At 44.3% G+C, this 15,371-nt stretch carries 14 protein-coding genes; 2 read left to right on the top strand and 12 right to left on the bottom strand.

The annotated features are described in order from the left end of the window. Positions 1–181 precede the first annotated feature (181 nt). Positions 182–1,795, bottom strand: coding sequence for an S-layer homology domain-containing protein (locus BK120_RS33850; protein WP_076271865.1), 1,614 nt, complete (start codon positions 1,793–1,795; stop codon positions 182–184). Between the two features lie 182 nt (positions 1,796–1,977). Between BK120_RS33850 and BK120_RS33855 the strand changes: the two genes are divergently transcribed. Next, positions 1,978–2,598, top strand: a complete 621-nt coding sequence (locus BK120_RS33855; protein ID WP_083682756.1) for a M15 family metallopeptidase — start codon at positions 1,978–1,980, stop codon at positions 2,596–2,598. 95 nt (positions 2,599–2,693) lie between these two features. Here the strand turns inward: BK120_RS33855 and BK120_RS33860 are convergent, their stop codons facing one another. The 6 genes from BK120_RS33860 to BK120_RS33880 form a co-directional block, all read right to left on the bottom strand. Beyond that, complete coding sequence (locus BK120_RS33860) at positions 2,694–3,710, bottom strand: LLM class flavin-dependent oxidoreductase (protein WP_076271866.1); 1,017 nt, start codon at positions 3,708–3,710, stop codon at positions 2,694–2,696. A gap of 223 nt (positions 3,711–3,933) precedes the next feature. Beyond that, entirely contained in the window at positions 3,934–4,377 is a 444-nt protein-coding gene (locus tag BK120_RS33865; protein ID WP_076271867.1) for an RrF2 family transcriptional regulator, read from the bottom strand. Between the two features lie 225 nt (positions 4,378–4,602). Then, positions 4,603–5,601 carry a hypothetical protein gene (locus BK120_RS34755; RefSeq protein ID WP_083682758.1) on the bottom strand — a complete coding sequence of 333 codons (999 nt, stop codon included), beginning with the start codon at positions 5,599–5,601 and terminating at the stop codon, positions 4,603–4,605. 42 nt (positions 5,602–5,643) lie between these two features. Beyond that, positions 5,644–6,414, bottom strand: coding sequence for an RNA polymerase sigma factor (locus tag BK120_RS34760; RefSeq protein WP_083682760.1), 771 nt, complete (start codon positions 6,412–6,414; stop codon positions 5,644–5,646). 112 nt (positions 6,415–6,526) lie between these two features. Further along, positions 6,527–7,435, bottom strand: coding sequence for an aldo/keto reductase (locus BK120_RS33875; protein WP_076271868.1), 909 nt, complete (start codon positions 7,433–7,435; stop codon positions 6,527–6,529). Between the two features lie 99 nt (positions 7,436–7,534). Beyond that, entirely contained in the window at positions 7,535–8,227 is a 693-nt protein-coding gene (locus BK120_RS33880; RefSeq protein ID WP_305953947.1) for a type 1 glutamine amidotransferase, read from the bottom strand. Between the two features lie 207 nt (positions 8,228–8,434). Here BK120_RS33880 and BK120_RS33885 point away from each other — a divergent pair, with 207 nt between their 5' ends. Further along, a complete protein-coding gene (locus BK120_RS33885; protein ID WP_076271869.1) occupies positions 8,435–9,496 on the top strand; it encodes an endonuclease/exonuclease/phosphatase family protein in 1,062 nt (353 codons plus the stop codon). 68 nt (positions 9,497–9,564) lie between these two features. Here BK120_RS33885 and BK120_RS33890 read toward each other — a convergent pair whose 3' ends face one another. The 5 genes from BK120_RS33890 to BK120_RS33905 all read right to left on the bottom strand — a co-directional run bounded on the left by BK120_RS33890 (position 9,565) and on the right by BK120_RS33905 (position 15,051). Next, entirely contained in the window at positions 9,565–10,860 is a 1,296-nt protein-coding gene (locus BK120_RS33890; protein WP_076271870.1) for a PQQ-binding-like beta-propeller repeat protein, read from the bottom strand. Between the two features lie 142 nt (positions 10,861–11,002). Further along, complete coding sequence (locus tag BK120_RS33895) at positions 11,003–11,419, bottom strand: DUF2203 domain-containing protein (RefSeq protein WP_076271871.1); 417 nt, start codon at positions 11,417–11,419, stop codon at positions 11,003–11,005. Positions 11,420–11,634: 215 nt separating this feature from the next. Further along, the gene (locus BK120_RS33900) at positions 11,635–12,219 is read right to left on the bottom strand and encodes a GNAT family N-acetyltransferase (RefSeq protein WP_076271872.1); all 585 of its coding nucleotides are present in this window, start codon (positions 12,217–12,219) and stop codon (positions 11,635–11,637) included. A 40-nt stretch (positions 12,220–12,259) separates the two neighbouring features. Next, entirely contained in the window at positions 12,260–12,436 is a 177-nt protein-coding gene (locus tag BK120_RS35680; protein WP_179089958.1) for a hypothetical protein, read from the bottom strand. Between the two features lie 659 nt (positions 12,437–13,095). Further along, positions 13,096–15,051 carry an AraC family transcriptional regulator gene (locus BK120_RS33905; RefSeq protein WP_076271873.1) on the bottom strand — a complete coding sequence of 652 codons (1,956 nt, stop codon included), beginning with the start codon at positions 15,049–15,051 and terminating at the stop codon, positions 13,096–13,098. Positions 15,052–15,371 lie beyond the last annotated feature (320 nt).

The following is a 15,371-nucleotide window of genomic DNA, read 5'->3' on the forward strand; positions in this document are numbered from 1 at the left end:
AAGCAAGCAACCATAGACCAGAATAGAAAAATAGCAGTACAGGAATAGCTCTCCTGTACTGCTATATATTTACCAATACTCCCGTTCAAAGTGAGCTATTCCTCAGCGAGCCTGATTCTTATAGGACAGCCCCATATCGTTTGTTCTTGCGAATCAATTCAGCGGTTTTGGTAAATAACTATTAGGAGAAGGAATAACCCAAAAATCGATCCGCATTTTTTAGACTTATCCATATATCCGGACTTTCACCGCCTACATACCAGTAAGCTAGTCCAGCAAGCTTGCTTTTTACAGCCAGCTTATATTTTTCGGTTAACGAACGCCCGTCCTCGACCCATATTTTATGCTGTATACCATTCTTCATGTATGCAGCTGTGTACTGACCGATTTTAGCGTCCCATAAAGGCCTGATTCCATATTTACTAATGAGCGCATTCTGCTCGCCAAATGATATAAATGCAGAGGACTCAACGCTGCCGTCCTTCTTTAAATCCCAATCACGGTTATAGAAAGGCACGCCCAGTATCACCTTTTGGCTTGGCACCAATTTAAGAAGCTTATTCACAGCCGCTTCATCAAAACCTATAGAGGCGTTGGAGCCCGCTTCCGAGCCGTCTCCCCAGTGCTCATCATAGCCCATCAATACGATATAATCGGCTATTTTTCCAAGCGCGGCAAAATCGAAAGCGTCTGTCCAATCCGTTCCCCGGTCGGGGGATACGTCAAGCGACAGCGTGACGTTCATAAGCTTCATTTTTTTGGACAGCTCCGTGATGAAGGCGGTCAAAGCTGCTCGATCCTGCGGCGCAACATTTTCAAAATCAATATTGAGCCCGTCGAGCTTATACTTTGTTACGTATTCTGCAAGCTGAGATATTGCTTTGGTGCGTAGTGTGGAACTGGATAGCAGCTTATGAGTAGCCGCTTGATCCGAGCGGTTGCCGACCATTGCCCATACTTTTTTATTATGCTGTTTCGCCCAAGTTACAAGAGACGGATCCGTGTTATCCGATATCTCTCCCGCTTCCCCTGTAAAATACCAACGCGGAGACAGGGTGTTTACATTAGAATTCAAAACCGTTTGTTCATACTGCTGCGTCGTCTGACCATACTGCCAGCCTAGTTTTATCGTTTCCTTGGGCTTAGCTGCAAGCTCAGCTGCCCAGTTCACATTTTGCAGCACCCGATGAATCATTACTGCGGTTTCTTGTCTGCTTATCGGATCGCCCGGACGGAAATTTCCCTTATCGTCACCTTTCATAAGGCCAAGAGCATTCATCGCTGCTACAGCAGAACTCGCCCAATCCGCAATGCGGCTGGCATCGCCAAAGCTTAGCTTTACTTCCGAGTTATGATCCAGCTTCTTCAATGCTCTCGTTAATAATACGGCTGCTTCCTGCCTTGTAACTGCCTTCGCAGGTGCAAACAAAGAGGCGCTGACGCCATCTGCTAAGCCAAGCTGCACAGCAGCCTGAATCCATCCGTAATACCAAGCCTTCATAGGTACGTCAGTATATGGCGATACTGGCGTCGGTACAGGCTCAAGCCCGAGCAGCCGATCCAGCACAGTGACAAACTCCGCTCTCGAGATCGATTGCTTCGGTGAGAAGCTTCGCTCCGATGTGCCCGTAATAATCTTTTTATTATACAAATCGATTATTTCCTGTTTGGCATAGCTGCTTGAAATATCATCAAAAGGCAACGTGCTTTGAGCTGCAATGGGATGAGCAACAAGTGTTATGATATATAGTAAAGTAAATGCTGCTAGAGCAAATCTAGTATAAGTATGCTTCAAGAAAGACCCTCCTCATGCGATCAATCCTCGAAGCATAACAAAATCTACTCTATAACTCATTACTAAAATATTGGTAGAAAGCATAATCAATAGTAATTAAGCCTAATCCCCTACCACAGACTAGGGTGTCAAAATAAACAATATGATAAAATAAGCGGATATAAAACGTAAGGAGATTCAGCATGCTGGAGCGAAATCAAGTTTCTCATCCTACATTACAGGCTCAGCTGAGCCTGGCAGCAAGAAGTAAGCGCAAGCGAAACCGAATACTGCTGTTTATTATTTTAGCGCTAACCGCTGCTCTTTTATGGAAAGTTATTCTTTCCTTTGATCCATACTTGCCGAACAATGATCCTATTGAAGCTCCGCCTGTAACGGCACTGCATCCGATCGTATTCATTAAACAGACCGAGCTGATTGCCGAAACGAGCAAGGCCGGCATCACCATTCTCGTCACAGACGGCTTCCGTTCAAGCGAGGAGCAAAATGCGATTTATGCAAAAGGACGCACAACAGAGGGGAAAGTCGTTACGCAAGTTCAAGGCGGACACTCCTATCACAATTACGGCCTTGCTGTCGATTTTGCCCTGCGAACGAAGAAGGGCGAGGTCATATGGGACATGGAGTATGACGGCAATAAAAATGGGCGGTCCGACTGGATGGAAGTTGTTGAAATTGCCAAGCGCCTTGGCTTCTCTTGGGGAGGCGATTGGAAAAACTTCCCTGACTATCCTCATCTTCAAATGGACTTTGGTTATTCCATTAATAAGCTGCGCAAAGGGCACTATCCGCCTGTCGAATAAATCAGCCCTATTAAAGTAAAAAAAGAGTGAAGACTTGGTTAATAAGTCTTCACTCTTTTCTATTCTGCTTCAATTTTATTAGCTAATTTGGTAGATTACAGACCCGCAATAATTTCATATGAGCGCAATCTAGCTTGGTGATCATAAATATGTGCGGCGACCATAATCTCATCCGCCTTCGTCGCCTCAATATATTGCTTTAGCTTCGTGCGTACCGTCTCCGGTCCGCCAACAATGGAAGAGCCTAATTGCTGCATCAAAGCGATCTTCTCCTGCGCCGTCCAGACGTCATCCATATTGCGAACAGGTGCAGGCAAAGCTCCACGCGTGTTGCGAATAAAGGATAGGAACAGCTGCTGCATCGATGTCGCTAAATACTCCGCCTCTTCATCCGTATCTGCCGCAATGACATTGACCGCTACCATTCCTTTTGGCTTATCAAGAATCGCTGATGGCTTAAAGCTGCTTCGATAAAGATTCATTGCTGGAACGGTGAAATTAGGCGAGAAATGTCCTGCAAAAGCAAATGGCAATCCTAACTGTGCAGCGAGCAAAGCGCTGAAATCGCTCGAACCCAATAGCCAAATCGGAATATCAAGACCTTCACCCGGAATCGCTCGCACTGGCATGCCCACCTCAGCACTCGCCGGATCTAGAAACGCGCGCAGCTCAGCTAGCTGCTCTGGGAAATCATGCCCATTGCTTCTTCTGTTTCCACGAAGGGCAGCTGCTGTAAGACCATCCGTTCCAGGAGCGCGGCCAAGTCCTAAATCAATACGGCCTGGAAACAACGATTCCAATGTACCGAATTGCTCAGCAATAACGAGCGGTGCATGGTTCGGCAGCATAATTCCCCCAGCGCCTACACGAATCGTGGATGTACCTGCGGCAACATGGCCAATAACGATGGATGTCGCTGAGCTGGCGATGCTTGGCGCATTGTGATGCTCCGCAAGCCAGTAGCGGTTATAGCCCCATTTTTCCGCATGCTGTGCAAGATCTAATGTATTGCTAAGCGATTCGGCAACAGTGCCGCCTTCTACAATGGGAGATACATCAAGAACGGATAACGGAATATTAAAAGCTGAATTGTTTATCGTTTGTTCTGACATGACATTCACTCTTTTCTTTACGAATAGAAGCTGTAGCTTCTATCAATATTATTATTGGCAAATCAACTGTACTATTATTAGATACATTTTACACGTAAAAAAGAGCCGCTGCAAATGCATCAGCTTCATGACAGGAGCGGTAATATACAGTATTCAACTCTATTTACCGCTCTATCGTGAAACAGACATGATGCCTGCATGAACTGGCAAGCATTGAAAAGCATCAAACCTGCTTTTCTTTAAGCTGCTGCTGACATTTTCGAATCTTGTCCAAAGCAGTTTGAAGCGTATTTTGCTCCAAATAGGCCACGTAATGAAGCTCTGCCTCGTAAAAAAAATGATCCATCACCACTTGAATATTCGCGGATACCAGACAGTCCTCCTCTGGATTTCCTGAACACCAATGCGGCTTTAGCGTACCGCCTGATAGTGCTCGATATATTTGTGCCAGCGTAACCTCATTCGGCTCACAATTCAAAATATATCCCCCGCCGATTCCTTCCTTCGTCTTCACAAAGCCATGCTTCCGTAAGGAACTCATAATTTTGCGAATACGTGTCGGATTCGTCGAAACGTTGCGAGCAATGGTCTCGCTGCTCGCCATATGATCAGGCAAATAAGCCAACAGCACTAAGCTGTGAACCGCAACCGTAAATTCACTATTCATTTTCACAACTCCCTCTCAAGAAGGATACTGTAATGTTATTTCATACAGTTGATAATGTCAAACCTTCCACCCTAAGAATAGCACAGAGAGAAAGCCTTGGTATAGGCTTTCTCCCTGTCAAACTTTTTTGAGCAGCTTTATTCGGAGCTATCGCTGCTTATATCTTTAAAAACTTTCCCCATTGTCCTTCATCATACACTTGCCCAACCGTTACACAATGATGACTCAGTTCACCCAGATCTCCGAATAATATTCCTTCATAAAATGAAACAGCTGCTCCAGTTGCTCCATTCCCTTCGCCTCCGCCTCCTGCGCTTGCCGAAGCAGTACGATTGCACGATCCGCGGCTTCAGGGTCCTTCGGCTTGCCGCCTTCTGGGAATGGGAATAACTCTCTCAGCTTGCCCAGCGCCTCAGCAACTATCTCGTAATGCAGCGCCGCTTCACCCGCATGCTTGCGAACCGTTCTTTCCACAACATTTGTCCCATCCCAGCGGAATGCCAATTCGCGTAAAAAACGAGCAGCGAACTCACGCGCATCAGAAATGACAGCCACGTTATAGGCATGACCATGCTCATCCGCATTTCGCCGCTCCATGACACCAATCCATGCCTCATAACCCGCTAAGCCTTGTACAAATTTATCTTCGAACACATGCGTCCATTCCTTGCCTCGCCCATGATCCACAATCATCGATAACGCCATGCGCAATATTTCGTATTTCGAGTGAGGCAGGCTTTCGCTAATCGTCGTCACGAACAACAAATCAATCTTGGAATCGGCAAAATCGGCATAACTTATCGTGCCATCCTTCGATACATCTTTTGCATGAAAGAGCTGCTTATCATCATCATAACCATAGATCAAACCGAATTCAGGTATAAACAAATCAAATGAAATGGCAGGGATGCCACGGTCGATTGACTGCTGAACGAGAGCGATAGTTCGCTCCACTTTATCCGGTGTTAACGGGAGCATAGGATCAGCCAAACAGCTCGTAAAGCCGAGATTTCCTATATTCCTCCTCAATATATATCCACCTGGGAATGAGGTTGGTCCTGCAGCATTAATACTAACGGGATCAATATTCATGCGAAAAGCATGACCGGTAAATCCCATCACATCTGTTAGCGTAAAATGTTTTTTATCCGTGTAGCTCACCGCGCCATGAATAGCAGCAGCGGCCGAGGTCCATGTTTTGGACCAGTCCCTATCCAGCGTCATTATTTTCAGCTCCATTCAAGGTTTATCATAAACGTTCTGAACCTACATAGGGGGCGGAGTGAGAATTTTTCTTCTGGGCAAACCGAGCAACGCCCTTTGCTCCACATATAAACTAATCGATATGCGAATACGCTCCTTCTGAAGCTTAATCCTTGATCTCGACAGCATATTGTATACGTTTGCAGTCGTCGTATCGAACAGCTCAGCAATCTCAGCCGGCGGCAGCTCGCCAAAAAATCTTGCTTCAAAAATGTCCCGCTCCCGCTTGTTCAAGCATCGGATCAGTGTATGAATGCTCTGGAGCGTTTCTTGGCGGATGACAGCATGCTCCGGATTTTGACCTTCGCTCGGCTCATTCATAGCTTGATCCGTTAAATGAAACAGGATGCTATCAATATCGCTCCAATCAACCGACTGCCCGCTTTTGCCTGCCTCTGCTGGCAGCCCTGATTGGCTCATGAAGCTAACGAATGGCCTCTCCTTGCTATAGGGTCCGCCTCTCCTCAGCTTCATGTAGGCTTGATTTCGCACAATCCTGTGCAGCCAAGGAATAAACCTGCTCGCGTCAGTAAGCGTACCGAGGTGCATAAATGCACGAATCAGCGCTTCCTGCACGATGTCCTCTGCCATAAACGCATCCTTCGTCAAGCTGCCAGCGAGCCCAAGCGCCTTAGCTCGATGACGACGCACCAGCTCCCCGAACGCTTCCTCATCGCCGGTTCTTGCTCGTTCAACTAACGACTGCTCCTGCGCTTCTGCCCCTGCTCCACTACTTAACAGAGCTTGCCATTTGGGTGCCCAAACCTCCATCATTCATCCCCCTTACTAGACAGATGCCACTTACGCCAAATATCTATCAATGGATCAAAACTTTTTTATTTTATAATCAAAAAAAAGCTGCCTATCAGGCAGCCTCTCCTATTCTCTAACGGTGCTGTTCAAAACGATTTTCTTTACTTAACCTCTTGATGGTCTCCAGCTCAGCGGGAGATAGCTGATGAGCTTCACTTGCCGCTATATTGTGCAGCAGCTGTTCTAACGAGCTCGCGCCAGGAATAACAGCAGCTACAGCAGGGCTGGCTAAAACATACCGAATTGCTGTATGCGCCAAATCACGAGAGCCTTCTCCCATCTCTATCAAAACGTCTCGCAAAGACGACAGCTCCTCTTTGTCATAATCCAAATAACCCTTTTCCGCCTTGGCAGCTCCATTATCAGTTAAAATCCCTTTTGCCACCGGACCTCGAGCGATTAAACTAATGCCCTTCTCTTCTAACAAAGGCAATATTTGCTCTTCAGGCCTTCTGTCCAAAATACTATACTGGCTCATCACACTGACGATATTTGAACGCTCCACATATTCTCGAATAACATTTGGACGAATCGAAGAAATGCCGTAATAGCGAATGAGTCCCTCTTGCTTAAGCTCCTCAAATGCTTCAATCGTCTCCGATATGGGATCATCCAGTGTACCTCCATGCAGCTGATACAAATCGATATAGTCCGTTTGGAGCCTTCGCAAGCTTTCTTTTACAGCCGACTTAATATAAGCTTTCGACGGGTCCCACGACCAGCCCGCTTTTCCCTTCTCCCAATGATTGCCGACCTTCGTCGCAAGCACAATATCTGCCCGTTTTCCCTTTATTGCCTCGCCGATTATTTCCTCATTAAGACCCTCATCATAAAGATCAGCCGTATCTAGAAAATTAATGCCCTTCTCGATCGCTTCATGTACTAAGGCTGTCGCTTTTACTTTATCTGTCCCTAGTGACATGCAGCCAAGGCCGATCTCACTTATGTAGAGCTCTGATTTCCCAAGACGATTGTGCTTCATGCTTGAACGCTCCTTTTCCTTAACCGATAATCTAGCCGCTTCATTATTCATTTATGATATTACTTTTGGACTAAGGGAGCAACAAAAATGGTTCCACTATTAACACTTTAAGGAAATCTGATCCAATATGCCATGTAGAAGCGTTAGAGACTGCTCAGTACGCGCGAATTGACTGCGAATCTGTTCAGCTGTTTGAATGTATGGCGCCTGAATAAACTCTGAAGACCAGTGTGCAAACATGGATTCCATGCATGCAGCTGTCGTCTCCAAATGAAATTGCAGTCCCATGACATGCTCGCCATAAGCGAATGCCTGCACCTTGCACGCCTCTGAAGAAGCGAGGAGCCGCGTGTCCTGCGGCAAGTCGAAGGTATCGCCATGCCACTGAAACGAAATAAATTGCTCAGGCATGCCGCAGAGCCAAGGATGCTGCTCCTTCGTACGGTTAATCGAATGCCAGCCTATTTCTTTATGCGTATTTCGGTATACTCGGCTTCCCAGCAGCTCAGCTATCATTTGAGCGCCAAAGCAGATGCCCAGCACTTTTTTGCCAAGCTGAATAGCTTGCCGTACGAACTGCTTCTCTGCCGTAAGCCAAGGATATTTCTCCTCTTCATAGACGCTCATTGGCCCGCCGCATATAACAAGCAAATCCATCTCGTCAAGCCATTTGGCATCAATCTCAAGAGCAGGATCCTTTATATCCAAGCGATGTCCTCCAAGGCTGGCCCAGGAACGAAACGCATAATCATCATCAAAAGCGAAGTGTTTAAAAGCTATTATATTCATCATTCATTCCCCATCCTTGGTCGCATATGACCTGTAATGAGCTTAATTATAGTCTCATTATTTAGTATCGTTAATATCACTTTCCTGAATAGTGGGAAAACATCAATAAAAAAACAACTAGTTCCCTAACCCATATCATGGTACATTTCCAGTAGCATACTTATAAACTTAAATGTGAGTACCGCAATACGTAATGAAAGGATGGAACAAATGGGGAAAAAGATATTAAAAACAATTGTCACGCTTGTCCTACTCGCAGTTGCGATAGCGGGAGGGTTTTTACTGTATATTACTTTATCCGATTATAAACCCGCAGAAGTTATCGAGATTACGTCAGAAAATAATAAAGGGCAACTCATTGAGCAAGGCGTTCCATTTACAGTTACGACCTTCAATATCGGCTATGCTGGCTTGGACAAAAAACAAGATTTTTTTATGGATGGAGGTAAAAAATCACGCTCCAGCAGCAAAAATCAAACGATTTCCAATCTAGACTCCATTTCGTCCTTTATGAAAACAAACCAATCCAACTTTTTTTTGCTTCAGGAAGTCGATGCCCGCTCATCAAGAAGCTACCATATTAATGAAATAGACTATTTGGCAAAACCTTTGGAAGATTACAGCTATGCATTTGCTTATAACTATAAAGTGGCATGGGTTCCCGTCCCGATTTTTAATCCAATGGGTTCCGTTCAGAGCGGCCTTCTAACCTTCTCAACATTCAAAAACAAAAGCAATCAGCGATACGATCTTCCAGGTAAAGAGAGCTGGCCGATACAGCAGCTTGAATTGGATCGTGCTTTTATAGAAAGCAGATTTGAGGTCAATAACGGCAAAGAGCTTATTGTTATCAATCTTCATTTATCTGCCTTTGATGAGGGCGGCAAAATCCGCAAGCAGCAATTGGATTATTTAGCCGCATTTTTAGAGAAGGAGAATGGCAAGGGCAATTATATTATTGTAGGCGGAGATTGGAACCATGCCCTGCCCGGCACTACCCCTGATCGATTCGAAACGACACAGGCATGGCCAGAATGGCTTCAGCAATTTCCTGAGGATTTCAAACCAAGCGGCTTCAAGTGGATGGTTGACGACAGCATCGCTACTGTACGCACATTAGATGTTGCATACACGGAAGGCGTTAATTTCAGAGCCGTCATTGATGGTTTTCTCGTTTCTTCAAACGTAGATAAAATTCAGCTGCAAAGTACAGATTTAGCATTTGAACACAGCGACCATAATCCGGTAACCGCTGAGTTTATTTTACGATAAAGCAAAGAGCCCCGATTTTTCGTAATCGGGGCTCTTTTGTTATTAACGCTCATTGAGCTGTTATTTAATTACTTTACGCTAGATTTCAAGCTGGTTGGTTGTTTAAATGCGAGCAGCTTGCCTTTTGTCTGGATCACAATCATTCCGCTCTCAAGCAGCGTCTCTCCAAACTCTCTTTCATTTGTTTTTAATTGTACAATTGGCGCTGCTGTATCTAAATGGATAACTGATACCGTTCCATCCGTTTGCGCCACATATATCCCTTTACCAATTAAATCAAAACGTGCGATGAGGCCTGTTACACCAGCATTATAATCTACGGTTGTCTTATTAATTAATTTAACCCCATATATCCCGCGGCCATTCGTATAAATCAATTTCCCCTCATACGGCCCAGCCGCATATTTGAATCCTGGCGCGTAAACAACAGGCTTATACACCTTAGGCTCTATTTTGCTCGGATCAGCATTTAGAGGGTAACTATACACCTCAGAATTGAAATTAACGAATACGTTGTCCCCGTTAATCCAAGCGTCTCCTTCATTGCCGGATTCTCCTTTATTTAAGTCAATCTTTAGAGGATTATATTGTACGCTGTTAAGTACTTTGCCCGTCTTGATATCTAGGGTATCAAGTGTAGTTAATGGAGCAGGCTCAAACAGGTTAACGAGCTTCTGCGCAGTTAGAGTTCCATCCTTTGCTCCAATAGGAAAGTTGTAATGTGCAGCTTCCCAAACCCTTTTTCCTGTCTTGCGATCAAAAGCATGAAGGAGCGAGTAAGTGTAAGCACCTGATAGCTCATTTTCTCCTATTATAAAATCGCCATGAAACAGTATCTTTGTATGCAGCGGCTCTTTGTAATTGTCACGCCACTGAAATTTCCCATCCTTTATGCTGTAAGCTTGAATGTCTCCATTAAAGGTGAACAGCTGATCGCCATCCGGAATAATATCATGAATGTTATTAGCGTTCACGGAAGCCACCCACACTTTCTTGCCTGAGGACGCCTTAATAGCGTGAACACGGCCTCCGCTCGAATTAACGTACAGTTGGCCTTCCTTATATACGACAGGAGCTTTGAGCTGACTGCCATACTCCCACAGCTTTTTCCCATTCTGAATATTAACAGCTATTACTTTTCCCTTTAGCAAATAAAAGACTTTACCTTCACCTGTTGCTGCTATACCTTCGTAGTTCAATGACCATTGCGGTTTAATAATAGGAGCAGCTATCTTCGTTTCCTCGTTGTCTCCCACATAGGAAGTACGTGAATCAAATGATGCAGATACAACAGAACTCATTAATAATAGAGAACAGCATGCCATCATAACGCCTCGCGAAAAAGCTGTTTTCCAGTTTCTCATTTCACACCTTCTTATCTCTAATTTTCATCACCCAACTTACATAACGTATAATAATTGTAAAATGTTTCTAATCATTCTGTGTTATCTTCACACTAAAAAGACCAGCCAAGGATAAATCCTTGCTGGTCATTAATTATGAATACTATTCATCCTGCGGGAACGGTTTTCTGCCCATAAACCCGTCATGCAAACCATGATAATGGCTAACCTCAGCTTCGCCTTCCTTCCAGCAAATCAGAATATCCTCATTACCCAGCACCGCTGGAAAGTCAATTAAACCAGGAGTAATCATTTTCAACTGCACGCCTTTTCGCGAGAAGTTTTCAATTAACAGGTCTACCTCCATCTTCATAAATTCCAGCTGGCTTTCCCTCTCAAAGAAAGGGTCCTCACTGCCTTCAATAGCAGCAAAAACTTGTTCATAAGCAGCCTTCTCTTTCTGATAACTTATATATAAATCTTCAAATTGCTCCGTAATTTGTTGAAGCTTCCGTAAATCCTCTTGCAACTGCGGCAGCATCTCGTTCGCTTCGCTCAGCGTGAAGGTTTTGTTCCCCATCCCGTAAACACTCCCTATCTGATGATGATCATTTATTTCATTCCATAATAAGTATCCTACACTCTCTTTCAAGCTCCGTAAAGGAATGGGTTCTAGAGAAGAGCTGGAATCTGCTCCTCTTTTGACGAAAGAGCAAGGTTCTGTTTTCCCTCGAACGATCGATGATACCTATACATGGTTGAGAAAATAAGCCTATATAGTGCTGTTCTTTTTCTTCAAAATTCTTTGCCTCTTACCTTCGCAAACACCATCGTATCCCGCAGAATACCGTTGACATCACATTTTTCATTTCGGAGTATGCCTTCTAACGTGAAGCCCAGTCGCTCCGCAACTCGCGCGCTTCGATAATTCCTAGCATCACAACGTATTTCAATACGATTGGCTTCTAGCTCATTTATTGCAAATGTTGAAATTGCATTCGTCGCTTCCGTTATAAAGCCTTGGCCGCTGTAAGCTGTACGAGCCCAGTACCCGATTTCAAATTTTCGCGCTTGCCAATTTATGCGATGAAGACCGCTGCTTCCTATCAACTGACCTGTATCCTTTAAAAAAAGAAGCAGCATGAGGTCTGAACGATCCATATACTTGGACCGTGACTTCCTGATGACAACTTCAGATTCTTGAATCGTCGGCATCGCTTGAGCCCATGGCATCCAAGGCTTGAGCTCATTTTCACTTTCTCTAACGGCCTCATTCAGCTTCGCTCCGTCCCCCCATTGAGGCGCGCGGATAAGAAGACGGCTGCTTTCAAAACTCTCTGGAATGGATAACAGCAACGGGTTGTTATTATAATGGCTCATCTTAACGCACCTCCAAGCATGGCTTCCTTTCAGAAGGAAATTATAAGCGTCTGTTGCCTTTTTCATCTAAATGAATATCTAAAGCTTTGATCGCTCTTATCAAAAGTTTAATAAGTAAAAATAAACAATAAATACCCATAAGCGCAACGACACCATACACAATAAACAATACTATTGGAAATATTCCAAAAATAATACCTGATGACATACCGTCCATTACTCATATCCCCCTTATGTATTTGTTTTAAAGAACAGAAAAGTTCAGTTATGTATTAACTTACAGATATTAACTGTAAAATGCAATCATCACTATGATTATTTTTACCTACGGCTACGATATTGCATCAAGAGCAAGTATTCTTCTGAGCAAAAAAAAGAGCCATAGCTAAAATTCTCTTATCGAAGTAGGTGTCTGGACAATTCTTCATTAGAGGGATTTTAGTATGACTCACTATCAGATTAATGCATATTCTGAACCTTTAGCATTTCTTTAGTCCATCGATCTACTCATTCAAATACGTCGTCACCCGATTTTGGATCAGCTTGCTTACTTCTTCCGCAGATTTCAGCCCGCTCATGAAGCTATTGAACTCCTCCATGTCTCCGGCCTTGTAAGGACTCGCAGAAATAACCTAAAAAGAAGCAGTTTTTAGACGAAGAATCAAACTAAAATAGAAGTTTTAATAGAACAGCTCCGTTTCCTGCCTTTAACAAAAGTACGGAACGAACACTCAAGGGACGACAATTAATACCAATTGCCTCTTCTTTTTTGCCGGGAAGGACAAGGATAAGAAGACTTTCATCACCTTGTTTAGTCGCTTTGCGTAGCACAATAAAAAAAGGGAAAGCATGCTCGCCTCCCCTTAATACTGTGAATTATTGTATACCAAAGGCAGCGAGTACATCGTCGATTTTCATACTGTCTGCTGTAGGTCCATTCAGCATCCAATGTCTGGATGACATCTTGTACACATGTCCTTGCTTAACCGCAGGAATGGACTTCCATACTTTCAGATCCTCCACTACATTCATTTCCTGTAAAGCAGCCTGCGCTTCGTCCTCAGAATCAAACGAGCCGCCGACCGTGACAAATAAATAGTCCGCAGTCAAATTAGACAGTGTTTCAAGTGATGCTTCTATCCCCCAAGTGCCTTCTTCCTCTTTACTTTGCAAATTTGCCAACATCGGTTCAAGCGTTAAGCCTAAATCTTTGTACGCGATGTTAGTATAGGAGAATGCCGGGAAAAACAGTTGAACATCCTTCTCCGATGGTCGAATAAAAGCTAAAGTTCGATCCGTCCCTATTTTCGCAACGATAGCCTCTTTAGCCTTAAGCAGCTTTTCCTCGTAATCTTGAATGACCAACTGAGCTTTCTCTTCGAGATCAATTGCCTTACCGATAGCGGCTATGGATGTCTTCCAGTCGCTGCGATCATAGACGATAGTTGGAGCAATTTTACTTAGCTGCTCATACGATTCAGTATCCGAGGCCAAAAGATTGGCAATAATCAAATCAGGTTTAGAGCTGAGAATAGACTCATAATTTAAACCGCCTGGCGTGTAGACTGATGGAATCTTTTTTGCTTGCAGCGTATCATACAAGTACTGCCCCTTCATGGATTGGGCATGAACCATCGGCGCATCAAGCGCAAGCATAATGTCCTCGAGCCCGTTCACGGCTATGCGCTGCGGATTGATTGGAATTTCGCTTTCTCCCATCATATGCTTAACCAGCTTTGTCTGCTGTTGCTCCTGTGCGACCGTTGCTGAAGAGCCAGCTGTAGCGGATGGTTCATTGGAACCTGTTGAAGCCCCGCAACCACTGAATAACAAAGTCATACAGAGCAGCATCACTGCGCCTACTGATAGTTTTAAATCTTTGTACATCGTTAAATCTCCCTCTTTTCCATAATGAGAATCATTATCATTATAGCCCTGACCTTTGCGAGGGACAATAGCTTGTCCTGAACTATTAAATGGACTTTTCTGAACCGATATTTCTGCTGCCAGTGATCTAAAGCGCAGCGGTGATGTGCCGGTTTGTTTTTTGAACACGCGGCTGAAATAGTAGACATCCAAATATCCTATGCTCAACGAAATTTCTTGAAGAGATGCCTTCGTTTCTTTCAACAGCCTGCTTGCGTGTTCAATGCGAACTTGGGTCAAATATTCATTAGGCGTTGTTCCTTGCTGTTTTTTGAACACGCGAGTCAAATAGCTGGAGCTGCAGCCAAGCAGCTCGGCCAGACCCTCAACCGTAAATGCATCCGAATAGCTGGTCTCTATGAAGCGTGTAGCTTGGGACACAAGGTCAGCTCGAGTCTCCCCAAGCTCCTGCCCAGCCATCTGACCAAGTAATTCATGTACAAATTGATAAAGAACGCCTTTGGCATACAGCTTGTCGAGCAGCGTAAGCTTGCGCCAGCTTTGTTCCATAATCTCGAATTTTGAATGAAGGGCAAGCGGAGCATGAGGCGTGAATCCATATTGAATGTGGAAAGGACTGCTGCGTTTTAACAATCGATCCAAGTAGCGGTTGCCAGGGACAGCTAAAAAAGCCTTGTACATAATAAGATCATATTCGAGGCGATCCCCTGAGGAGATAATGTCCAGGCTCATGCCTTTTCTGCCATGAAGCAAATGAAAGCCATCGACGGCATAACCAACACCGTCCAGCATCACCCGCCCACGTCCGTATGTCACCCACAGAAAAGCATTGGATGGAAGCTTGTAACCGCGAAGCTCGTCTCCATGTGCCAACGACTGATGTCTAATGTCGAGCAGCTTGACATTGGCTTCGTTCCACAGCAATAGATGTTCATTCCAATCCATACCAATCACTTCCTGATACTAAAAATATTGCCTATTTAATGAGGCTGTATCTCATTATAATTGAAAATGATTCTCATAACTAGTACTTTGTATGACCACATATCCAGTGGATTTAACTATAGTTAATTTCATTTGGAGTATATTTCGAAGCTATCATTGGCTAATGCTATGAAAGGGGTTTTAAAGCTATACAAAAAAAGCTCATTAGATAAAATATCTAATGAGCTATCGTTTATACAATATGGTGCCGATGAGAGGACTCGAACCTCCACGGTTTCCCTCACGATTTTGAGTCGCGCGCGTCTGCCATTCCGCCACAT

The sequence above is a fragment of the Paenibacillus sp. FSL A5-0031 genome (genome assembly GCF_001956295.1).
GTDB lineage: Bacteria > Bacillota > Bacilli > Paenibacillales > Paenibacillaceae > Pristimantibacillus.